Consider the following 22,097-nt stretch of genomic DNA (forward strand, 5'->3'; position numbering starts at 1 on the left):
TGACGGCATCAGAGGCGGTACCCTGTTAACATGCTCATGCGGGTAACCCGGGTGAAATATCAGTGTTGTAAAATTACATTTCACGCCTGGTTTCGTTATCCGACGTTATCGCAACACCAATATTTGCTTCACCAGTCAACGGAGTAATACATGTCCAGACGGCTCAGAAGAACCAAAATCGTTACCACCCTGGGTCCGGCTACAGACCGCGACAATAATCTGGAAAAGATCATTGCCGCCGGTGCCAACGTAGTTCGGCTTAACTTCTCCCACGGCAGCCCGGAAGATCACCAGGCTCGCGCAGACAAAGTGCGCGAAATCGCTGCCAAACTGGGACGTCACGTCGCTATCCTCGGCGATCTGCAAGGGCCGAAAATCCGCGTATCCACCTTCAAGGAAGGCAAAATCTTCCTCAACGTGGGTGATAAATTCCTGCTGGACGCCAACCTGTCAAAAGGCGAAGGCGATAAAGAAAAAGTCGGTATCGACTATAAAGGCCTGCCTGCCGACGTCGTGCCGGGCGATGTCCTGCTGCTTGACGACGGCCGCGTTCAGTTAAAAGTGCTCGAAGTTCAGGGCATGAAAGTGTTTACCGAAGTGACCGTCGGCGGCCCGTTGTCCAACAACAAGGGCATCAACAAGCTAGGCGGTGGCCTGTCAGCCGAAGCGCTGACCGAAAAAGACAAGGCGGACATCGTGACCGCCGCCAAGATTGGCGTCGACTATCTGGCGGTCTCCTTCCCGCGTACCGGTGAAGACCTGAACTATGCCCGCCGCCTGGCGCGCGATGCGGGCTGCAACGCCAAGATCGTGTCCAAGGTTGAGCGCGCCGAAGCGGTTTGCACCGACGAAGCGATGGACGACATTATTCTGGCCTCCGACGTGGTGATGGTTGCCCGTGGCGACCTCGGCGTCGAAATCGGCGATCCGGAACTGGTCGGCATTCAGAAGAAACTGATCCGCCGCGCCCGCACCCTGAACCGCGCGGTGATCACCGCGACTCAGATGATGGAGTCAATGATCACCAACCCGATGCCGACCCGCGCCGAAGTCATGGACGTGGCCAACGCCGTGCTGGACGGCACCGACGCCGTCATGCTGTCGGCGGAAACCGCTGCTGGCCAATACCCGGCGGAAACCGTGGCGGCGATGGCGCGCGTTTGTCTGGGCGCCGAGAAGATCCCGAGCATCAACGTTTCCAAACACCGTTTGGACGTGCAGTTCGACAATATCGAAGAGGCGATCGCCATGTCTTCGATGTATGCGGCCAACCACCTGAAAGGCGTCACCGCGCTGATCGCCATGACTGAGTCCGGCCGCACCGCGCTGATGATGTCACGCATCAGCTCCGGCCTGCCGATCTTCGCCATGTCGCGTCATGAGCACACGCTGAACCTGACTGCGCTGTATCGCGGCGTGACGCCGGTATATTTCGACAGCCACAAAGACGGCGTGATCGCCGCCAATGAAGCCGTCAATCGCCTGCGTGACAAAGGCTTCCTGGTCTCCGGCGATCTGGTGATCGTCACCCAGGGCGACGTGATGGAAACCGTCGGTACCACCAATACCAGCCGTATCCTGCGCGTCGAGTAATTCACGCCGCAGACGAAATGCCGGCCGGCTCACGTTGGCCGGCATTTTTTTTGCGCTGACATCGCCATAAACGACGGAGAACGCCATGCTCCACCAACACAACCCCGCAGCGAGCGCTGATGAGCTCGATCTCGACGGCCGTAGCCTGACGCAGCTCGACGAATCGCAGCTTGCCGGCCGCGCGCTGCGCAAGGTCAGCCTGTACGACAATCAGCTGACGGCCTTCCCCACCCCAATCTTCCGGCACCAGAATCTGCAGGTGCTGAATATCTCCTGCAATCAGCTCGACCGTCTGCCGCCGGAGATTGGTCAGTTGCAACAGCTCGAGATGTTCGACTTTGGCCACAATCGCGCGAGCGAACTGCCTGAAGCGTTGGGGCAACTGCACCGGCTGAAATACCTCTATCTGAGCGATAACGGTTTTAGCGACCTGCCCCATTCGCTGGCACAGCTGCAGCAGCTCATCTATCTCAACGCGACCGATAACCAACTGACCGCCTTGCCGCAGGCAATACCGAGGCTGGCGGCGTTGCAGGAGCTGCGTTTATACAACAATCGCATCCGCAGCCTGCCCGCCGAAATCGGGCAGCTGCGCGCGCTGCGCGAACTGCATATCATGAAAAATGCCCTGACCACGCTGCCGGCGGAAATGGCTCTGCTCGGTGAGTTGGAGATACTCGATGCGGCCAACAATGCTATCACCGAACTGCCGGCAGCCTTCTGCCGCCTGCCGCGATTGAGCGAGCTGAACCTGCGTTTCAATCAACTGACGCGCCTGCCGGAAAATATCGGTGAGCTGACAGCGCTGAGAAGTCTGGATCTGCGCGCCAACCGCCTGAACGAGCTGCCGGAAAGCCTCGGCGAACTGAGCCGGCTGCGCAAGCTGGATCTGCGCTGGAATGATTTCACCCGCACGCCTAAAGTCATCGACATCCTGCGGGCGCGCGGCTGTATGGTGCACATCTGAAGTGATACCGGCCGGGTTATAGCCCGACCGGCGTTAACGTTAGGAAGGATTAGCGATACAGATCGTCGCGCGAGTAAGGCTCAATCTCCCCTTCCTTGCGCGTCTTCAACAGTTTTAGGATCCAGGTGTACTGCTCAGGGTTCGGGCCCACCAGGTTTTCCACTTCTTCATTCATGCGGCGCGCAATCCGTGGGTCATCGGCTTCGGCCAGATCGTCCATGGGCTCGCGAATATAAATATCCAGCATGCTGGTTTTGCCATCGTACACCGGGAACAAAGGCACGATCGCCGCACGGCAAACCTTCATCAACCGGCCTACCGCCGGCAGCGTCGCCTTATAGGTCGCGAAGAAATCGACGAACTCACTGTGCTCGGCGCCGTGATCCTGATCGGGCAGGTAGTAGCCCCAGTACCCCTGCCGTACCGAACTGATAAACGGTTTGATGCCGTCGTTGCGCGCGTGCATGCGGCCGCCGAATTTACGACGCACGGCATTCCACAGGTAGTCGATCAGCTGATTGCGCTGGTTGTGGAACATCGCCGCCATCGGTTGGCCGCGCGCAGCCATCAGCATCGCTGGCACATCCACCGCCCAGCCGTGAGGCACCAGGAAAATCACGTTACGCCCTTCCGCCCGGATCTTGTCCAGCACCTCTTCACCGTGCCAACGCACGCGCTTTAGCACTTTTTCGGGCTTGGTGCAGGCCAGTTCCGCCATCAGCACCATCGACTGCGGCGCGCAGGCGAACATCTGGTCGATAATGTGCTCGCGTTCGCTTTCAGGCAGCTCAGGCAAGCAATACAGCAGGTTGATGCGGGCACGACGGCGCGCGCCCTTCGCCAGCTTGCCGGCCAGTTTGCCGACCGCACCCAGCACCGGATCGCGCAGGCGCGCAGGCACCAGCGAAATGCCGGCCATCAGACCGGTTCCCAACCACACGCCCCAGTAGCGCGGATATAAAAAGGCTTTTTGAAACTGCGGGATGAACTCTACGTTCGATTTCTTCTCGTTTTGCATGCACGTGCTCTTCGCTTAGCGATTCGGCTAATCATAATTGCCATCACCGATTTTGCAATTAACAACCGCGAACCACCCAGATAAAACAGCATCGGCCCGCAATCAGGCCGATGAAATTAACGGCGCCGGAGCGCCGGAAAAAAGGGGGACGTTAATCCAACTGCAGCTGAGGAACCACTTCCTTCACCTGTGCCAGATAATCGCTGCGGTCTTTGCCGCCCAGCCCTTCGGAACGCGGCAGTTTGGCCGTCAGCGGGTTCACCGCCTGTTGGCCGGTCCACAGTTCAAAGTGCAGGTGTGGCCCGGTGGAACGGCCGGTGTTGCCGGAGAGCGCAATGCGATCGCCGCGTTTCACCTTCTGGCCTGGTTTCACCAGCAGTTTTTTCAGGTGCATATAGCGCGTGGTGTACTGACGACCGTGGCGGATCGCCACATAGTTGCCCGCTGCGCCGCTGCGTTTGGCGATCACCACCTCACCGTCGCCGACCGCCAGCACCGGCGTGCCGACCGGCATGGCGAAATCGACGCCCTTGTGCGGCGCCACGCGGCCAGTCACCGGGTTCACGCGGCGCGGGTTGAAGTTGGAGGAGATGCGGAACTGTTTCATGGTCGGGAAACGCATGAAGCCGCGCGCCAGGCCAGAGCCTTGGCGATCGTAGAATTTGCCGTCTTCGGCGCGGATCGCATAGTAATCTTTGCCGCCGGTGCGCAGACGCACGCCCAACAGCTGGCTTTGCGATTTCTTACCGTCGAAATGCTCGCGCGACATCAGCACGGAGAACTGGTCGCCTTTGCGCAGCTTGCGGAAATCGAGCTGCCACTGCAGGGCTTTGATCACCGAGTTGATTTCGTTACGGCTCAGCCCGGCGTCGCCGGCGCTGCTGACGAAGCTGCCGTTAACCCGGCCGCTGATCACGTTGTTGCGCCATTCGCCCTGCTGCGCCTCTTTCGACTCTTTGAAGCTGTTGCCGACGCGATCGTAGGTGCGGGTTTCGCGGCGGGAAACTTCCCAGGTCAACTGCTGCAAATCGCCCGCATCATTCACAGTCCACGACAGCTGTTGGCCGATCTTAAGGTTGCGCAGATCGCGGTTTTGCGAAGCCAGCAGCGTGACATCCGACATATCGATGCCGTACTGCGTCAGAATGCTGCCGAGGGTATCGCCGGTGGAAACCACATATTCATGCACGCCATCATCGCCGGCATCTTTTTGATCCAGCTCATCCTGCGGGATTTCGTCATCGGGGGTGGGTTGGTCGACATCTATCGGTTCACTGGCTTCAGGGAGCAATGACCGCATCTGGCTGGATTCTAACTCGACGCTCTTGGCGATGGGGTTGTGTTCTGGGTGGTAAACAAAAGGCCGCCAAACAGCGACGGCCAATGTGACGACTGTCAGCGACCCCAGCATGACGCGATGGGGCCGTGGCAGGTTGTTATACGCCAGAGCGATAGTTCGGACTATCTGCTGCACTCGATATTATCCTCATAAGCTTTACTTCAGGCAGCTCACGTACTGGTTTGACAGCTGAGTCAGGAATTTCCCGTAGCTGTCCTTCCCCAGCGCGATGCCGATGCCCAGCGGGTCCAGCGTTCCGGAACGCACTTTGGTACCCTTGGCGACGGCATTGATTACGGCCGGCCTGAATTGTGGCTCAGCAAAAACGCATACCGCTTTCTGCTCAACCAACTGTGTTCGAATTTGGTGTAGGCGCTGTGCTCCAGGCTGAATTTCGGGATTGACGGTGAAATGGCCCAGCGGACTCAAACCGTAGTGTTTCTCAAAGTAGCCGTAAGCATCATGAAAAACAAAATAACCCTTACCTTGCACAGGCGTAAGCATGTTACCAACATTTTTGTCAGTTTGCGTCAGCAGATTCTCGAACTGGCGCAGGTTTGCGTCTAATTTGTCCTTATTTTGCGGCATAAGTTCCAACAATCTGTCGTGAATCGCGATCGCGGTCACTTTTGCTATCTCCGGCGACAGCCAAACGTGCATATTGTACTCGCCGTGATGATGCCCATGATCGTCATCGGCATGGTTATGCGCTTCACCTGCATGATCATGATCGTCGTCATCTTCGCCTTTCATCAGCAATGGCTTCACCGCCGGCAGTTCGCTGACAGCCAGCTTTCGGGTTGCCGAGATAGGCACCAGCGCCTTGTTCAGGAACGCTTCCATGTCCGGCCCAACCCATAGCACCAGGTCCGCAGAGCACAAACGCTGGATATCGGAAGGACGCAGCGCAAAATCGTGCGGTGAAGCGCCGTCCGGCAGCAACACCTCGGTCGGTGTCACGCCGTCGGCGATCGCCGAAGCGATAAAGCCCAGCGGACGAATCGTGGTCACCACCGCCGCGGAAGCGCTGCTCAGCGGGCCGGCCATCAACAATGCGCTGGCCAACAGCGTACGCTGCAGCCATTTATTTTTCTTTGCCATCATCAGTAATCCCATCGTTTTCATCAACAAGGCGTGATATTATAACATTCGCTTCGTTCTGCAACCTGTAATCTCGAGATGTCTACACTGATAACGCTAAAAAATATCTCCGTCGCCTTCGGCAGCCGCAAGGTGCTGTCGAACATTTCCCTCAGCCTGCAACCCGGCCGTATTCTCACGCTGCTTGGCCCGAACGGCGCGGGCAAATCCACGCTGGTGCGCGTGGTGCTGGGATTGGTCAAACCGACCGCCGGCACGCTGGAGCGTGAGCCCGATCTGCGCATCGGCTATGTGCCGCAAAAGCTGCACCTCGACGCCACCCTGCCACTGACCGTCAGCCGCTTTATGCGTCTTAAACCTGGCGTAAAGAAAGCCGACATTCTGCCGGCGCTCAAACGCGTGCACGCCGCCCACCTGCTCGACCAGCCGATGCAAAAGCTCTCCGGCGGTGAAAACCAGCGCGTGCTGCTGGCGCGAGCGCTGCTGAATAAACCGCAGCTGCTGGTGCTGGACGAACCCACGCAAGGGGTGGACGTCAACGGCCAGCTGGCGCTGTACGATCTGATCGATCAGCTGCGTAAAGAGCTGGGGTGCGCCGTGCTGATGGTCTCGCACGATCTGCATCTGGTGATGGCGAAAACCGACGAGGTGTTGTGCCTCAATCAGCACATCTGCTGCTCCGGCGCGCCGGAGGTGGTCTCGATGCATCCCGAATTCATCGCCATGTTCGGCAACCGCGGCGCAGAGCAGCTGGCGGTGTATCGCCACCATCACAACCACCGCCACGATCTGCAGGGAAGAATTGTCTTGAAGAAAACCGGGAGCCGCGAAGCATGATTGAACTGTTACTTCCCGGCTGGCTGGCCGGCGTGTTGCTGGCTAGCGCCGCCGGGCCGCTGGGTTCCTTCGTGGTCTGGCGCCGCATGTCCTACTTTGGTGATACCCTGGCGCACGCCTCGCTGCTCGGCGTCGCCTTTGGTCTGCTGCTGGACATCAACCCCTTCTATGCGGTGATCGCCATTACGCTGCTGCTGGCTTTGGCCCTGGTGTGGCTAGAACGTCGCCCGCAGCTCTCGGTGGATACCCTGCTCGGCATTCTGGCCCACAGCGCGCTGTCGCTGGGGCTGGTGGTGGTGGCGTTGATGTCTAACGTACGGGTCGATCTGATGGCCTACCTGTTCGGCGATCTGCTGTCGGTTACGCTGAGCGATATCGTGATGATTGCCGGCGGCGTCGCCGTGGTGCTGTTGGTGCTGTGGTGGCAGTGGCGCGATCTGCTGTCGATGACCATCAGCCCGGAGCTGGCGCACGTCGACGGCGTTAATCTGGTGCGCGCACGCACCGTGTTGATGCTGGTCACCGCCTTGACCATCGGTCTGGCGATGAAATTCGTCGGCGCGCTGATCATCACCTCACTGCTGATCATTCCGGCAGCCACCGCTCGGCGCTTCGCACGCACGCCGGAGCAGATGGCGGGCGTCGCAGTGCTGCTCGGCATGGTGGCCGTCACCGGCGGCCTGACCTTCTCGGCATTTTACGATACGCCGGCCGGCCCTTCGGTGGTGCTGAGCGCCGCCGTGCTGTTTACGCTGAGTTTGTTCAAAAAACAGCAGGCTTGATTAAAGCCAGCAGCAGAATATGACAAGGGCCGCGAATGCGGCCCTTTTTTATGATGGGTGGAAAACTTATGCTTCGCGTTCGAGGCCGAAATGCCGGTAGGCATGCTGCGTCGCCAAACGGCCGCGCGGCGTGCGCTGGATAAAGCCCTGCTGGATCAGGAACGGTTCGATCACATCTTCGATGGTTTCACGCTCTTCGCCGATCGCCGCCGCCAGGTTGTCCAACCCGACCGGGCCGCCGGTAAACTTGTCGATAATCGCCAGCAGCAGCTTGCGATCCATATAGTCGAAGCCTTCGGCATCGACGTTGAGCATATCGAGTGCCTGCGCCGCCACTGCGCCGCTGATCACGCCGTTGGCGCGCACTTCGGCGAAGTCACGCACCCGGCGCAGCAGGCGGTTGGCGATACGCGGCGTACCGCGCGCGCGGCGGGCCACCTCATGGGCGCCCTCGTCGGACAGCTCCAACCCCAGGCACCCGGCGCTGCGTGAGACGATATGCTGCAGATCCGCCACCTGATAAAACTCCAGCCGCTGGACAATGCCGAAGCGATCGCGCAGCGGCGAGGTCAGCGAACCGGCGCGGGTGGTTGCACCCACCAAGGTAAACGGCGGCAGATCGAGCTTAATCGAACGCGCCGCCGGCCCTTCGCCGATCATGATATCCAGCTGGTAGTCTTCCATCGCCGGATACAGCACCTCTTCCACCACCGGTGACAAACGGTGGATTTCGTCGATGAATAACACGTCGTGCGGTTCGAGGTTGGTCAGCATCGCCGCCAAATCGCCCGCCTTCTCCAGCACCGGGCCGGAAGTGGTGCGCAGATTCACGCCCATTTCGTTGGCCACGATGTTGGCCAGGGTGGTTTTCCCCAGGCCCGGCGGGCCGAAGATCAGCAGGTGGTCGAGCGCGTCACCGCGCTGCTTGGCCGCCTGGATGAAGATCTCCATCTGCTCGCGTACGTGCGGCTGACCCACGTATTCAGTCAACAGCTTGGGACGAATGGCGCGATCGAGGACTTCTTCCTCGTTGATCGGTTCGGCGGAGATCAGGCGATCGGCTTCAATCATTATCTACCTCTTAGCGGCCTTACAAAGCAGCGCGCAACGCGTCGCGGATCAGGGTCTCGCAGTCGGCGCCCGGTTTGGCAATTTTGCTGACCATGCGACTCGCTTCCTGTGGCTTGTAGCCCAGCGCCACCAGCGCCGAAACGGCTTCGGCTTCCGCGTCCGCTTCCGGCGCGTTGTCGGCGGCGGACGGCAGGCTGATCTCGCTGCTGCTGTTGAACAGGTCGCCGTTAAGCCCTTTGAAGCGGTCTTTCATCTCTACCACCAGGCGCTCGGCGGTTTTTTTGCCCACGCCCGGCAGCTTGACCAGTGCGGTGATCTCTTCACGCTCCACCGCGCTGACGAACTGCTGCGCGGACATGCCTGACAGGATCGCCAGCGCCAGCTTCGGCCCGACGCCGTTGACCTTGATCAGCTCGCGGAACAGCGCACGCTCCTGCTTGTCGTTGAAACCGTACAGCAGCTGCGCGTCTTCACGCACCACGAAGTGGGTAAACACGATGGCCTCTTGCCCCAGTTCAGGCAGCTCGTAAAAGCAGGTCATCGGCATGTGTACCTCGTAGCCCACGCCGTTCGCCTCCAGTAACACCAGCGGCGGCTGCTTTTCCAGAATATTTCCTCTGAGACGACCTATCATTTACCCTCCTGCAGAATGACCGGGCATGGCGCCCTGCCATGCCGTTGCTGGTAAAGCTTATAACATAAAAAAGGCTGGATGAATATCCAGCCTGAGCAATCATCGCTTTGCGTCAGCGCAAACGCCCGCGCGCCAGGTTCAACCGCCCTTCGCTCATCCGCAGCACGTTCTGGCTGAGGTGGCAGTGGGTGATGGCGATAGCCAGAGCATCGGCGGCGTCCGCCTGCGGGTTGGCCGAGAGCTTGAGCAGCGAGCGCACCATGTGCTGTACCTGCGCCTTTTCGGCCGCACCGGTGCCGACCACGGTCTGTTTGACCTGCCGCGCCGCATACTCGAACACTTCCAGATTCTGATTCACCGCCGCCACGATCGCGACGCCGCGTGCCTGGCCGAGCTTGAGCGCCGAATCCGGATTCTTAGCCATAAACACCTGTTCGATGGCGAAGAAGTCGGGCTGAAACTGGGTGATGATCTCACTGACGCCGGCGTAAATCAGCTTCAGCCGCGTCGGCATGTCGTCCACCACCGTGCGGATGCAGCCGCTGGCGATATAGCTCAACTGACGCCCCTGCTGGCGGATAAGGCCATAGCCGGTGACGCGTGAACCGGGATCGATACCGAGTATGATCGCCATATCTACATCCACCTTGCATGCACGGCGCCGCCGAACGGCGGCGCCCGTTTTACCGGATTACAGCGTCGCCGCCACTTCGTCGGAGATTTCACCGTTATGGTAAACTTCCTGCACGTCGTCGCAGTCTTCCAGCATATCGATCAGACGCAACAGCTTAGGCGCGGTTTCCGCGTCCATGTCGGCCTTGGTCGATGGGATCATCGACACTTCCGCCGCTTCGGCCTCGAAGCCCGCCGCGGTCAGCGCGTCTTTCACCGCGCCCAGGCTTTCCCAGGCGGTGAACACGTCGATGGCGCCATCGTCATAGGTCACGATGTCTTCCGCACCGGCTTCCAGCGCCGCTTCCATCACGCTGTCTTCATCCAGGCCCGGTGCGTAAGTGATCACGCCCTTCTTGGTGAACAGATAAGCTACGGAACCGTCGGTGCCGAGGTTGCCGCCACACTTGGTGAAAGCGTGACGCACTTCCGCCACGGTGCGGTTGCGGTTGTCACTCAGGCATTCGATCATGACGGCGGTGCCGCCAGGGCCGTAACCTTCATAGATGATGGTTTCCATATTGGTATCATCATCGCCGCCCACGCCGCGCGCGATCGCACGGTTCATGGTGTCGCGCGTCATGTTGTTCGACAGCGCCTTGTCCATCGCCGCGCGCAGACGCGGGTTGGAATCCGGATCGCCGCCGCCCAGCTTCGCGGCAGTGACCAGCTCACGAATAATCTTGGTGAAAATTTTACCGCGTTTGGCGTCCTGCGCCGCTTTACGGTGCTTTGTGTTGGCCCACTTACTATGACCTGCCATAAAAAATCTCCGAAAAAAACTACTGGACTGAATTGATCACAAACTCTTCAATCGCCTGCTGATTGCTCCATGACTTGGTCAACTTCACGGCTTCGGCCGCCTCAAGCCATTGGTAAGCGTGGTGCTCGGTAATCACCGGATCGCGCTCCTCGGGCAACGCCAGACAGAACCAGTGCTCTTTATTGCGCGTGGTTCCCGGCGCATAGCGATGTCGCAAATGGACAAAGAGTTCAAACTCCACGCAGCGTTGGCAATCGAACAACGGCAGGTGCTCTGCTTCGATATCGATGCCGACTTCTTCCATGACTTCACGCCGCGCGGCATGCGGCGGTGACTCATCCTGTTCCAGGCTGCCGGTGACCGACTGCCAGAACTCGGTATCGTCGCGCCGCTGTAACATCAGCACCCGACCACTGGATTTCGCGTAAATCACTACCAGGATAGATTCAGGGCGCTTATAACTCATCACTCGCTCTCTTGTTCCGCACCGGCTTTCTTTACCACGCTGATCGCCAGCTCCTGCAGCGACGCCGGGTTGGCGAAGCTCGGTGCGTCGGTCATCAGACAGGCCGCCGCGGTGGTTTTCGGGAAGGCGATCACGTCGCGGATGTTGTCGGTGCCGGTCAGCAGCATCACCAGACGATCCAGGCCGAAGGCCAGGCCGGCGTGCGGCGGCGTACCGTACTTCAGCGCGTCCAGCAGGAAGCCGAACTTCTCGCGCTGTTCATGTTCGTTAATGCCCAGAATGCTGAATACCGTCTGCTGCATTTCGCTGCGGTGAATACGCACCGAACCGCCGCCCACTTCGTAACCGTTGATCACCATGTCATAGGCGTTGGCGATAGCGTTGACCGGCGCTGCCGCCAGCTCTTCCGGGCTCATGTCGCGCGGCGAGGTGAACGGGTGGTGCATCGCCGCCAGGCCGCCCTCTTCGTCTTCTTCGAACATCGGGAAGTCGACCACCCACAGCGGCGCCCAGCTGTCGAGTTGGGTCAGCCCCAGATCGCGACCCAGCTTCAGGCGCAGCGCGCCCATCGCGTCGGTGACAATCTTGAAACTGTCTGCGCCGAAGAACAGGATGTCGCCGGTCTGCGCGTTGGTGCGCGCCAGGACAGCTTCCAGCACTTCCGCGCTGAGGAATTTGGCGATCGGGCTCTGCACGCCTTCCATGCCGGCGGCGCGGTCGTTGACCTTCAGCCAGGCCAGGCCTTTCGCGCCGTAGATGTTGACGAAAGCGCCGTACTCGTCGATCTGCTTGCGGGTCAGCTGTGCGCCGCCCGGTACGCGGATTGCCGCCACGCGGCCTTTGGCGTCGTTAGCCGGGCCGGAGAACACTTTAAACTCGACGTCTTTGACCAGGTCGACCACGTCCACCAGCTCCAGCGGGTTACGCAGGTCCGGCTTGTCGGAGCCAAAGCGACGCATCGCTTCGGCGAAGGTCATGACCGGGAAATCGCCCAGATCCACGCCCTTCACGTCCAGCCACAGCTCGCGCGCCAGTTTCTCCATCACTTCACGCACCTGATCGGCGGTCATGAAGGAGGTTTCGACGTCGATCTGAGTGAATTCAGGCTGACGGTCCGCACGCAGGTCTTCGTCACGGAAGCATTTGACGATCTGATAGTAACGATCGAAGCCGGACATCATCAGCAGCTGTTTGAACAGCTGCGGAGACTGCGGCAGCGCGTAGAATTTGCCCTTGTGCACGCGGCTCGGCACCAGGTAATCGCGGGCGCCTTCCGGCGTCGCCTTGGTCAGCATCGGCGTTTCGATATCGAGGAAGCCATGGCTGTCCATGAAGCGGCGTACGAAGCTGGTGATTTTGGCGCGGGTCTTCAGACGCTCAGCCATTTCCGGGCGGCGCAGATCCAGGTAGCGGTATTTCAGGCGCGCTTCTTCACTGTTGACCTGGTTGGAGTCCAGCGGCAGCGGCTCGGAGCGGTTGATGATCTCCAGCGCGTGGGCAAACACCTCCACTTCGCCGGTGGCCATATCTTTATTGATCTGGCTGTCCGGACGCGCACGCACGGTGCCGACGATCTGGATGCAGAACTCATTGCGCAGGTCGTAGGCCTTGTCGAACGCCACTTTCTCGTCCGGATCGAAGAACACCTGCACGATGCCTTCGCGGTCGCGCATATCAATAAAGATCAGGCCGCCGAGATCGCGACGACGATTGACCCAACCACACAGAGTGACTTCCTGGCCCACGTGGGACAGATTCAACTGTCCGCAATATTCAGTACGCATACGCTATCCTTTTACACAGCCGATGCCGCGCCGGGCTACTGCGCCCCTGTCGCGCGGCTGTTATCTGATAAATTCTACTTGTTACCCGGTTTAAAATCCGTCGCATACCACCCGGTGCCCTTAAGCTGGAAGCCGGAGGATGAAATCAACTTGGTCAACGCGGGCTGCCCACACGCCGGGCAGTCTGCCAGCGGCGCATCGGAAAATTTTTGCAATTTCTCTAACCGATGGTTGCAAGCACCACATGCATATTCATAAATCGGCATAGGTCGTTGGATTAAAGAGTGTTGAAAAAAGGGAGTCATTATAAAGGAAATTCATCCGCCCGATAAGTGCGAACACAGCATTGTTACCGCACTAAATGGCGCGTTTTTGTTCGAATCAACACATCGGTTAACAAATTTCCCATTAACCTGCGACAGTTTTTTCACGTAGCCTGATTCTCCCCCGGTTTTGCGCCGAACGCAGCTCGCCCGACGCGCCGAACAGTTTTTATCCACTTCGCAACGAGATGAAATCCATGCTGAAACTTGACGCCCAAACCACCGCTCTGGTGCTGATCGATTTGCAAAATGGCATTCTGCCCTACGCCGGCGGCCCGCACGGCGCCGAGCAGGTGGTGGCGAACGCCGCCCTGCTGGCCGCGCGTTTTCGTCTGCTAGGCGCGCCGGTGCTGTTGGTGCGCGTCGGTTGGTCAGACTCCTTCGCCGAAGCGCTGAAACAACCAGTGGATAAACCGGCTCCCGCGCCCGCCGGCGGTTTGCCGGCCAGCTGGTGGGAGTTCCCCGCGCCGCTGGCGGTCTGCGACAGCGATATTCTGATCACCAAGCACCAATGGGGCGCCTTCTACGGCACCGATCTGGACTTGCAGCTGCGCCGTCGCGGCATCAAGTCTGTGGTGCTGGGCGGTATTTCCACCAATATCGGCGTGGAATCCACCGCCCGCGCCGCCTGGGAACACGGCTATGAGCTGGTGATCGCCGAAGACGTCTGCAGCGCGCAGAACGCGGAAATGCACCGTTTCGCGTTCGAACACATCTTCCCGCGTTTGGCGCGAGTGCGCGACACCGGCGAAATTCTTGCCGCGCTCGACCGGTAACGTTAAGTTGTAGCCTGATAAGCCAAGGATAAGTAAAGGAAGACGACGCCGTGATCTACATCGGACTGCCCCAGTGGCAACATTCAGCCTGGAATCGTATCGGGCTGCGTGACTTGGCGGATTACAGCCGCTACTTCAACTGCGTGGAAGGCAACACCACCTTCTACGCGCTGCCGAAGCTGGACATCGTGCAGCGCTGGCGCGACATGACCGGCGACGATTTTCGCTTCTGCTTCAAATTCCCGTCGGACATCAGCCATAAGGCCGCCCTGCGCAACTGCGCCGCCGAGCTGCAGGCGTTTTACCACTGCCTGAGCCCGGTGCATCAACGCATCGGGCAATTGTGGCTGCAGTTGCCCGCCGCCTTCGGCCCCGACGAGCTGCCGCGCATGTGGCAGTTCTTCGAAAGCCTGCCGCAAGAATTCACCTACGGCGTCGAAGTGCGTCATCCGGCATTTTTCGCCAAAGGCGAGGAAGAGCGCGCGTTGAATCAGGGGCTGCATCAGCGCGGCATCAATCGGGTGATCCTCGACAGCCGCCCGGTGCATCACGCCGCCCCCCATACCGCCGCCGTGCGCGATGCCCAGCAGAAAAAACCGAAGCTGCCGGTGCACGCTCTGGTCACCGCCGACCAACCGCTGGTGCGCTTTATCGGCGGCGACCAATTGGCCGACAACCTGCGCTGGTTCGAAGCCTGGCAGCAAAAACTGCCGCTGTGGCAGCAACAACATCAACCGTATCTGTTTATTCATACGCCGGACAACGGCGATTCACCCCAGCAAGCGCAAAAAATTTGGCAGCAGCTGCGCCGGGCGATCCCCGATTTGCCTGCGCCGCCGGACTGGCCAGAGCAAGATGCACTGTTTTGACCTATTAATCTGACCAATAACATCAAATATTTCCCCGCGACAGTGAATACAATGACGGCTATGATGCTGGCTGCCAGTTTTGGTTAGGGAACGGAGTTAAAAATGGTAAGCGCGCTTTATGTAGTGCTCGGCGCATTGTTGTTGATCAAACTCTCTTATGACGTAGTCAGATTAAGGATGCAGTACCGCGTAGCCTACGGCGACGGCGGTTTTTACGAATTGCAGACCGCCATCCGCGTGCATGGCAACGCCGTTGAATACATTCCTATCGCTGCCGTATTGCTGGTGATCATGGAGATGAACGGCGCGGAAATCTGGATGATTCACCTTTGCGGCCTGATGCTGATGGCCGGGCGACTGGTGCATTACTACGGTTTGCGCAACCGCGAGGTTCGCTGGCGTCGTTCAGGCATGGCCGCGACCTATATCTCTTTGTTGTTGATGGTTCTGGCAAATATCTTCTATCTGCCCTGGGATCTAATTTTCAGCCTGCATTGATCCCGTTTTATCATCAGGCGGCCGCGCCGCCTGCTTCCGCTCCGCTTTTTTACGCTTTTCTGTTAGACTACGCAGCTTCGAATTCTGAACTGATTTGCCGCTATGCCAAACCGCGATACCCTTTTCTCCGCCCCCATCGCCAAACTGGGCGACTGGACCTTCGACGAACGCGTCGCCGAAGTGTTTCCCGACATGATCCAACGCTCCGTTCCCGGCTATTCCAACATCATCTCGATGATCGGCATGCTAGCCGAACGCTTTGTGCAACCCGACAGCCGGGTGTATGACTTGGGCTGCTCGCTGGGCGCGGCGACGCTGTCGATGCGGCGGAATATCAAGGTGCCAGGCTGCACTATCATCGCCGTCGACAATTCGCCGGCGATGGTGGAACGTTGCCGCCGCCATATCGACGCCTTCCGCGCCGACACGCCGGTCGACGTCATCGAAGCCGACATTCGCGACATCGACATCGAAAACGCCTCGATGGTGGTGCTGAACTTTACGCTGCAGTTCCTCGAGCCGGCCGATCGCCTGCGTCTGCTGGAGAAAATCTATCGCGGCCTGCGCCCAGGCGGCGCACTGGTGCTGTCGGAGAAATTCAGCTTTGAAGACGCCGAAGTCGGCGAACTGCTGTTCAACATGCATCACGATTTCAAACGCGCTAACGGGTACAGCGAGCTGGAGATCAGCCAAAAACGCAGCATGCTGGAAAATGTGATGCTCACCGACTCGGTAGAAGCACACAAAGCGCGACTGCAACAGGCCGGGTTCGAGCATGCCGAAGTGTGGTTCCAGTGCTTCAACTTCGGTTCGCTGATCGCCCTGAAAGCGGGAGAGGCGCAATGATCGTGTTCGGTGATTTCTATCAGCATATTGCCAAGAGTCCCCTCAGCCATTGGTTGGATACCCTGCCCGCGCAGCTCAGCGCCTGGCAACGCGAATCGCTGCACGGCAAATTCAAACAATGGTTCAACTCGGTAGAACATTTGCCGACGCTGACCCCAACCCGCCTCGATCTGCTGCACGGCGTGCGCGCCGAAATGGAGCCCGGCCTGTCGCCGGGCCAGCTCGAAGGCATCGAGAAAATGCTGCGCACCCTGATGCCGTGGCGTAAAGGGCCGTTCTCGCTGTATGGCATCGATATCGATACCGAATGGCATTCCGACTGGAAGTGGGATCGCGTGCTGCCGCACATTTCTCCGCTGGCCGGCCGCACCATTCTCGACGTTGGCTGCGGCAGTGGTTATCACCTGTGGCGCATGATCGGCGCCGGTGCCCACTTCGCCGTAGGCATCGATCCCATGCAGCTGTTCCTATGCCAGTTCGAAGCGGTGCGCAAGCTGTTGGGCGGCGATCAGCGCGCCCACCTGCTGCCGCTCGGCATCGAGCAGTTGCCAGATTTGGCGGCGTTCGACACCGTGTTCTCGATGGGGGTGCTGTATCATCGCCGCTCGCCGCTTGATCATCTGTATCAGCTGAAAAATCAGCTGGTGGCTGAAGGTGAACTGGTGCTGGAAACGCTGGTGGTGGAAGGCGATCGCCACCAGGTGCTGGTGCCGGGCGATCGTTATGCGCAGATGCGCAACGTGTATTTCATCCCTTCCGCCGAAGCGCTGAAGTGCTGGCTAGAGAAGTGTGGCTTCGTCGACGTGAAGATCGCCGATATGTGCGTCACTAGCCTCGAGGAGCAGCGCCGCACCGACTGGATGACCAGCGAGTCGCTGGCAGAATTCCTCGATCCGAACGATCGCAGCAAAACGGTCGAAGGCTATCCGGCGCCCCTGCGCGCCGTACTGACCGCCAAAAAACCCTAGTACTCGCTAATCGGGCCGGCCTGCGCCGGCCCGAATTCACCCGTTACTGACATCGACAATTCGCAGCTCATAGACCATCGTCGCGTTCGGCGGGATCTGCGGCGCATAGCCGGTTTCACCGTACGCCAACGCCGGCGGCACCACCATCGTCAGCGAGCCGTGATTTTTCAGGTGGCCGATCGCCTCGCGGAACAACGGCGGATAGGCGGAGAGCGGCTGGGACATCACCTTCCCACTGCGATCCATATCCTGAATCACGCGACCGTCGGTTAAACTTTCTTTCACCACGATGTCCACCCGCGCGTTTTCCTTAATGGCCTCATCACCCGCATAATCGATGCGATACCAGAAACCGGCAGGCGACTTCTGCGTACCCTTCTTCTTTTTAAACTCGGCGACGAACGCCTCACCCTTGCTGGTCTGCGTCTTCGCCGCCTGGTTTCTGGCGTCATTTACCGCTTTTTCCGACTCCGCCAGTGCGCTGGTCAACTGCGCATCGCTCAACTGGTAATGGCCGCTGAAGGTATCGATCACGCCCGCCAGCAGCACGGTTTTGTCGGGCGTGATACCCCAATTTTTACGTTCCGCCAGCATCGTTTGAATATCGCGCCCCAAAGCGACACCGGCGGCGTAGCTCTGTTGCTCCGGCTTTTTCTTGAGCGTCTGACTCTCCGGCAGCCATTTAGCCCGCGATCTCAGCCCATCCAGTTCCTCGCGCAAGGCTTGCTGTGCCTGTTGCGCCGCTTTATTCCGTAGCTGCACTGTCTGAGCGTTTTCCGTCGTCAGCGCCGCCAGACGCTGTTCCAGCGCCTTAGCCTGCTCGGTTTGCGTTTTGTTTTTTCCCTGCAGCGTTGCCAACTGCTGCTGAAGTTCACCCGTCGCTTTGGCGGCCTCGGCCTTTTGCTGTGCCAGCGCCATCTTCAGGTTTTGCTCTTGTTGCTCAGCCTGTTGGCGTTGACCATCACGCTCTTTCTGCAGCTGAGTCAGCTGCTGCTGAAGTTCAGCCGCAGCCTTGGCGGCTTCGACCTTTTGCTGCGCCAGCGCCGTCTTCAGGCTTTTTTCTTGCTGCTCGGCCTGTTGGCGTACGATATCCCTCTCTTTTTGCACCTGCGCCAGCTGCTGTTGAAGTTCACCCGCAGCCTTAGCGGCTTCCGCCTTTTGCTGCGCCAGCGCCGTCTTCAGGCTTTTTTCTTGCCGCTCGGCCTGTTGGCGTACGATATCCCTCTCTTTTTGCACCTGCGCCAGCTGCTGCTGAAGTTCACCCGCAGCCTTGGCGGTTTCGGCCTTTTGCTGCGCCAGCGCCGTCTTCAGGCTTTGCTCTTGCTGCCCCCCCTGCTGCCGTTGACTCTCCTGCTCTTTTTGCAGTTTCGCCAGCTGCTGCAGTTCGCCCGTCAGCCTGGCAGCCTCGGCCTTCTGCTGTTCCAGCTCAGCGGCGGCCGCTTTTTTATCCTGCTCATAACGTTGGCGCGCTTTATCGTGGGCGGTCTGCACCGCGGCCAATTTCTCCTGCCAGGCGTTATCCGCCTGGCCAGGCAGCACCGCCAGCCGTTGTTCCAGCAAGGCAATACGCCGATCGCGCTCCGCAGTTTGTTGCTTTTGCCGCGCTAACGCCGCTTGCGTTTCGGCGATCTGCGCCTGAGCCTTACGCTCCTGCGGCGTCAGGTTCAACGCCTGCCGCACGCCGCTGGCGAAGTTGCTCAACGCGCTCAGATCGGGCGCCGGTGACGGTTTGTCGGCGGCCGTCAGGGTGGACGCGACGCGCAACGCGGTCAGCTCCTGCTGCAGTGATTGAATTACCGCCTGCTGTTGCTCCAATCGGGCCTCTTTCTCGCGCAGCGCCTTTTGCCACTGCGCCAGCTGCTTCTTATGCACCGCCGTCTCACGCGTTTGAACCGGCCGGGATGCTGACTTTTGTGGGGCCTGGGATTGAGTGACTGCGGTATCCGCTGCCGGTGCATCTTGCCGCTGATAGCGCTCGGCAAACTGCAATAACGCCGGCACGTCGTCATCCGCAGCGACCACCGCCGGCGCAAACGCCAACGCTATCATCAGGCTCAGTAGCGCCTTTCTCGCACGGAGAGTCATTGGGCGCGTTCTCCGCGCTCAGCCAGGCCGGTCATCATGGCAGAACTGATGTCTGCGCACAGACGGCTGGTGCGATAACGATACAGGGCGTCAACGGTTTCCTGCGTGCCCGTGTTGACCCGCTGGCGTACCCCGGCATACTGCGCCGCGCCGCCCATCAAAGTATCGAACTCGCGTTTGAATTTTTGGTATTTTTCGTTATCCATACCGCGCATGGCATCCAGTTCGCGCTGGCACTGCTGCATGCGCTCAGCTTCACGCTGCCGTTTGTCTTGCTCGGCAACTTCTTCCGCGCTGGGCGGCTTACTTAATGTAGAAACAGGCCGCTTGGCGGTCTGGCAGCCGGTCAGGGCCAACGTCAGCAAAAGTGCAGCGGTCAAACAGTGTGCCGTTCGGGTCATTATCGTTATCTCCTTGTAAAGTCCGCCGTCGGCGTGTTCTGTGGCTGCGCCGACGGCTCTCCTCAATTGATGCTGTGATGTTCCGGCCATAAAACCGGCGGTGAGCAGGTATAAAATGCAGACGCGATAATGAGCGGCAGAGCGCAAATCATTCACCACGCAAATAAATACCAAAAAATCATTTAATATCATGATATTTAAAGGATTTTAACTCACAAATTTATCAGCAGGGCATAGCGAGCGCAAGAAGAGATGGGGCCGCCGACCGAATAACAGCGTTGAAACGGTGCTGCGTCTTTACAAGGTACCAGGCCAATCCATGCTCCACTTTTCGCGACCTGAACTTCACGCTGTATCAGCACCCAGCAAACCTCATCGACTTTTTGAAACGTCCAGCCTGATTGAGAATAGTGTTGCCAACCAACAGGAGAAATTTCATGAACAATATGATTAGTGTTAATAACATCAGTGAATTGCGTAATCTGACGCCAGTTACAGATGACCAGATTGTCTTTTTAGTTTCTCACACCGCTGGACACTTCACCGGAGGCGGCGAATTCTATTATGCGAAAACGGATACAACCAGTGCGGACAATAACGGTACCGTGGTGGTTACAACGGGAGGAGCGCGCTGGAAACGACTGGATCAGAAACTGACTTTCGATCACTTCGGTGCCGATCCTAGTGGCACTTCCGCCTCTGACGCAGCAATCAGCGCGACATTAAACTATGCCGCGAGTTTAAAAAACAAAGTGGTCTATGCTTCGGAAAATGCTCAATATCTGCTGACCAGCACTCAACCTATCAACGTCGCAAATGGCGTCACAGTCAGAGGATCCCGCCGCGGTATTGCTCAAGGCCCTGCAAGTCTTACAAACAATGGCCCTAATCGGGCAGGCCTTGCTGACGATAGTGCTTTCATCATCAAAAAGCCGGCAGGTACGGTTTGTTTCGCCTGCGATAAGAACGTTGTCTTTGATGGTTGGTCGTTCCTCTATCCAGATCAGAAATATACTGCCACCCAGCCGGAGGCGTTTGTTCCATACGGAGCCACCATTACCGCAACCGGCGCTCTGTCAGTCGCCAACTGCCGTTATGTAGGCGCCTATGATTTTGTTGAAGCTCGTGGAGAAGCCAACAGCTTTGAGAATATCTACGGTTGGGCAGTACGCTGCGACTACAGGGTTTATGAAAGCAGGGACATCAACAGATTTACCAATGTTCACGTCAATGCCAACGTCGTGCGCCCGACAGAAAACGCGGTGACTGCCTCTATCGCCGTAGCCGGTTCTTGTGCTTTCAATCTCGATCGCCACGACAATACGTTTATGGTGAATGTGTTCTCTTATGGCAAAAAGATCTTTATCAAAACTACAACACAAGGAACCTCCTATTTAGGCGGCCTTAGCCTGAGCAATTTCATGGCAGACAGAAATGGTACCGGAATTGATATCGACTCGGATTCCTCCGCCAATATTCAAATCGCCAACGGTTCTTATATTAATGACTATGGTGATACCGTTGGAGGGTTCCTGGTATTAAGAAAGTCTACTGGCCAATCAAATATCACCCCAGTGCAAATCAGCAATGTTAACTTCGCTACCGCTAATGGACCGAAGGGTTCACTCTCCCCTCAGGCCATTCGCTTCGAAGCGAACGGCGGGTATCAACTTTCATTCAGCAACACCGTCATGCCAATGTGGACGAACGGCAGTCTGAACAATGAAGCGGGTTACAACATTCTTAGAGGCACACTGAGCATTGCGCAACGCAGCTATCAGCTACATGCGGCTCCGCTAAATTGTTTGACGAACAGCAACATGATCGCCATCAGTGCTGACAAACAGCCTGTTGGCTGGTTTATTGACGGGAATCTGACGGCGGATAGCAATATCCTGACCGCCAATGGAGACAACCCGGCTTATAAAGGTTTGGGTCAACGTATTCATCGGAGCATGGGATTGAGAACATTCTGGGCCATCGCATCCTCTATCGGCGATCAATCTACCGCGCAAGCTTCGACTGGCATTTGGGCCCGCTCGTACAACGATAATTATACCGACACTGTCGAGAGCAATGAAGCTATTCCCTGGATACGCATCGGCAACCTCTACTACGCGCGTTTTGTCATGAACAACAATCGCACTATCCACGATATCCTGGTCAATCCCGGAAGTGGCAATAATGCGGTGCGCGTTTTAAACTGCGGCATTACTCCGGGCGAAGTCTTCAACTTCTCGCCCGATGCACAGCACTAATCATCCGCAAAATAAAAAAAGCCCCGGCAAAACGCCGGGGCCTGGT

The 22,097-nt window shown here is 58.3% G+C and carries 22 protein-coding genes; 10 read left to right on the plus strand and 12 right to left on the minus strand.

From position 1 onward, the window contains the following. Positions 1–150: 150 nt before the first annotated feature. On the plus strand, positions 151–1,593 hold the full coding sequence (pyk, locus tag GUC32_RS13745; RefSeq protein WP_004932339.1) for a pyruvate kinase: 1,443 nt from the start codon (positions 151–153) through the stop codon (positions 1,591–1,593). A gap of 85 nt (positions 1,594–1,678) precedes the next feature. Beyond that, a complete protein-coding gene (locus tag GUC32_RS13750; RefSeq protein WP_369435278.1) occupies positions 1,679–2,560 on the plus strand; it encodes a leucine-rich repeat domain-containing protein in 882 nt (293 codons plus the stop codon). A 49-nt stretch (positions 2,561–2,609) separates the two neighbouring features. On the opposite strand, the gene lpxM is transcribed toward GUC32_RS13750, so the two are convergent. The 3 genes from lpxM to znuA all read right to left on the minus strand — a co-directional run bounded on the left by lpxM (position 2,610) and on the right by znuA (position 6,018). Beyond that, entirely contained in the window at positions 2,610–3,578 is a 969-nt protein-coding gene (gene lpxM / locus GUC32_RS13755; protein WP_015378127.1) for a lauroyl-Kdo(2)-lipid IV(A) myristoyltransferase, read from the minus strand. 151 nt (positions 3,579–3,729) lie between these two features. Then, positions 3,730–5,052 (minus strand): murein DD-endopeptidase MepM, encoded by a 1,323-nt coding sequence (mepM, locus tag GUC32_RS13760; protein WP_004932347.1) that lies wholly within the window; start codon positions 5,050–5,052, stop codon positions 3,730–3,732. Between the two features lie 21 nt (positions 5,053–5,073). Beyond that, the gene (znuA, locus tag GUC32_RS13765; protein ID WP_369435780.1) at positions 5,074–6,018 is read right to left on the minus strand and encodes a zinc ABC transporter substrate-binding protein ZnuA; all 945 of its coding nucleotides are present in this window, start codon (positions 6,016–6,018) and stop codon (positions 5,074–5,076) included. A 78-nt stretch (positions 6,019–6,096) separates the two neighbouring features. On the opposite strand from znuA, the gene znuC reads away from it, so the two are divergent. Continuing rightward, a complete protein-coding gene (gene znuC, locus GUC32_RS13770; protein ID WP_004932357.1) occupies positions 6,097–6,855 on the plus strand; it encodes a zinc ABC transporter ATP-binding protein ZnuC in 759 nt (252 codons plus the stop codon). Continuing rightward, positions 6,852–7,637 (plus strand): zinc ABC transporter permease subunit ZnuB, encoded by a 786-nt coding sequence (gene znuB, locus GUC32_RS13775; RefSeq protein WP_025303124.1) that lies wholly within the window; start codon positions 6,852–6,854, stop codon positions 7,635–7,637. The genes znuC and znuB overlap by 4 nt, the downstream gene beginning before the upstream one ends. A 66-nt stretch (positions 7,638–7,703) precedes the next feature. Here the strand turns inward: znuB and ruvB are convergent, their stop codons facing one another. The 7 genes from ruvB to GUC32_RS13810 all read right to left on the minus strand — a co-directional run bounded on the left by ruvB (position 7,704) and on the right by GUC32_RS13810 (position 13,332). After that, positions 7,704–8,708 (minus strand): Holliday junction branch migration DNA helicase RuvB, encoded by a 1,005-nt coding sequence (ruvB, locus tag GUC32_RS13780; RefSeq protein ID WP_025303125.1) that lies wholly within the window; start codon positions 8,706–8,708, stop codon positions 7,704–7,706. A gap of 19 nt (positions 8,709–8,727) precedes the next feature. Further along, entirely contained in the window at positions 8,728–9,342 is a 615-nt protein-coding gene (ruvA, locus tag GUC32_RS13785) for a Holliday junction branch migration protein RuvA (protein ID WP_025303126.1), read from the minus strand. A gap of 112 nt (positions 9,343–9,454) precedes the next feature. Then, a complete protein-coding gene (ruvC, locus tag GUC32_RS13790) occupies positions 9,455–9,976 on the minus strand; it encodes a crossover junction endodeoxyribonuclease RuvC (protein WP_004932367.1) in 522 nt (173 codons plus the stop codon). A gap of 57 nt (positions 9,977–10,033) precedes the next feature. Beyond that, positions 10,034–10,777 (minus strand): YebC/PmpR family DNA-binding transcriptional regulator, encoded by a 744-nt coding sequence (locus GUC32_RS13795; protein WP_004932370.1) that lies wholly within the window; start codon positions 10,775–10,777, stop codon positions 10,034–10,036. Between the two features lie 19 nt (positions 10,778–10,796). Then, positions 10,797–11,243 (minus strand): dihydroneopterin triphosphate diphosphatase, encoded by a 447-nt coding sequence (gene nudB / locus GUC32_RS13800; protein WP_004932373.1) that lies wholly within the window; start codon positions 11,241–11,243, stop codon positions 10,797–10,799. Next, complete coding sequence (aspS, locus tag GUC32_RS13805; protein WP_369435279.1) at positions 11,243–13,027, minus strand: aspartate--tRNA ligase; 1,785 nt, start codon at positions 13,025–13,027, stop codon at positions 11,243–11,245. Before aspS ends, nudB begins: the two co-directional genes overlap by 1 nt. Positions 13,028–13,101: 74 nt before the next feature. Continuing rightward, positions 13,102–13,332 carry a zinc ribbon domain-containing protein gene (locus GUC32_RS13810; protein WP_320204121.1) on the minus strand — a complete coding sequence of 77 codons (231 nt, stop codon included), beginning with the start codon at positions 13,330–13,332 and terminating at the stop codon, positions 13,102–13,104. Between the two features lie 215 nt (positions 13,333–13,547). On the opposite strand from GUC32_RS13810, the gene GUC32_RS13815 reads away from it, so the two are divergent. The 5 genes from GUC32_RS13815 to cmoB all read left to right on the plus strand — a co-directional run bounded on the left by GUC32_RS13815 (position 13,548) and on the right by cmoB (position 17,307). Beyond that, positions 13,548–14,126 carry a hydrolase gene (locus GUC32_RS13815; RefSeq protein ID WP_049209178.1) on the plus strand — a complete coding sequence of 193 codons (579 nt, stop codon included), beginning with the start codon at positions 13,548–13,550 and terminating at the stop codon, positions 14,124–14,126. A 53-nt stretch (positions 14,127–14,179) separates the two neighbouring features. Then, entirely contained in the window at positions 14,180–14,995 is an 816-nt protein-coding gene (locus tag GUC32_RS13820; protein ID WP_089180536.1) for a DUF72 domain-containing protein, read from the plus strand. A 102-nt stretch (positions 14,996–15,097) separates the two neighbouring features. Then, positions 15,098–15,493 carry an MAPEG family protein gene (locus tag GUC32_RS13825; RefSeq protein WP_004932387.1) on the plus strand — a complete coding sequence of 132 codons (396 nt, stop codon included), beginning with the start codon at positions 15,098–15,100 and terminating at the stop codon, positions 15,491–15,493. A gap of 102 nt (positions 15,494–15,595) precedes the next feature. After that, the gene (gene cmoA, locus GUC32_RS13830) at positions 15,596–16,339 is read left to right on the plus strand and encodes a carboxy-S-adenosyl-L-methionine synthase CmoA (protein ID WP_089180997.1); all 744 of its coding nucleotides are present in this window, start codon (positions 15,596–15,598) and stop codon (positions 16,337–16,339) included. Next, positions 16,336–17,307 (plus strand): tRNA 5-methoxyuridine(34)/uridine 5-oxyacetic acid(34) synthase CmoB, encoded by a 972-nt coding sequence (gene cmoB, locus GUC32_RS13835; protein WP_369435280.1) that lies wholly within the window; start codon positions 16,336–16,338, stop codon positions 17,305–17,307. The genes cmoA and cmoB overlap by 4 nt, the downstream gene beginning before the upstream one ends. A gap of 36 nt (positions 17,308–17,343) precedes the next feature. Here the strand turns inward: cmoB and GUC32_RS13840 are convergent, their stop codons facing one another. Further along, complete coding sequence (locus GUC32_RS13840) at positions 17,344–19,392, minus strand: FKBP-type peptidyl-prolyl cis-trans isomerase N-terminal domain-containing protein (RefSeq protein WP_369435281.1); 2,049 nt, start codon at positions 19,390–19,392, stop codon at positions 17,344–17,346. Continuing rightward, complete coding sequence (locus GUC32_RS13845) at positions 19,389–19,793, minus strand: hypothetical protein (protein WP_025303133.1); 405 nt, start codon at positions 19,791–19,793, stop codon at positions 19,389–19,391. The genes GUC32_RS13840 and GUC32_RS13845 overlap by 4 nt, the downstream gene beginning before the upstream one ends. Before the next feature lie 437 nt (positions 19,794–20,230). On the opposite strand from GUC32_RS13845, the gene GUC32_RS13850 reads away from it, so the two are divergent. Further along, the gene (locus tag GUC32_RS13850; protein ID WP_369435282.1) at positions 20,231–22,051 is read left to right on the plus strand and encodes an exopolysaccharide biosynthesis protein; all 1,821 of its coding nucleotides are present in this window, start codon (positions 20,231–20,233) and stop codon (positions 22,049–22,051) included. Positions 22,052–22,097: the final 46 nt, after the last annotated feature.

This window comes from Serratia sp. NGAS9, from assembly GCF_009905295.1.
Taxonomy (GTDB): Bacteria; Pseudomonadota; Gammaproteobacteria; order Enterobacterales; family Enterobacteriaceae; genus Serratia; species Serratia bockelmannii.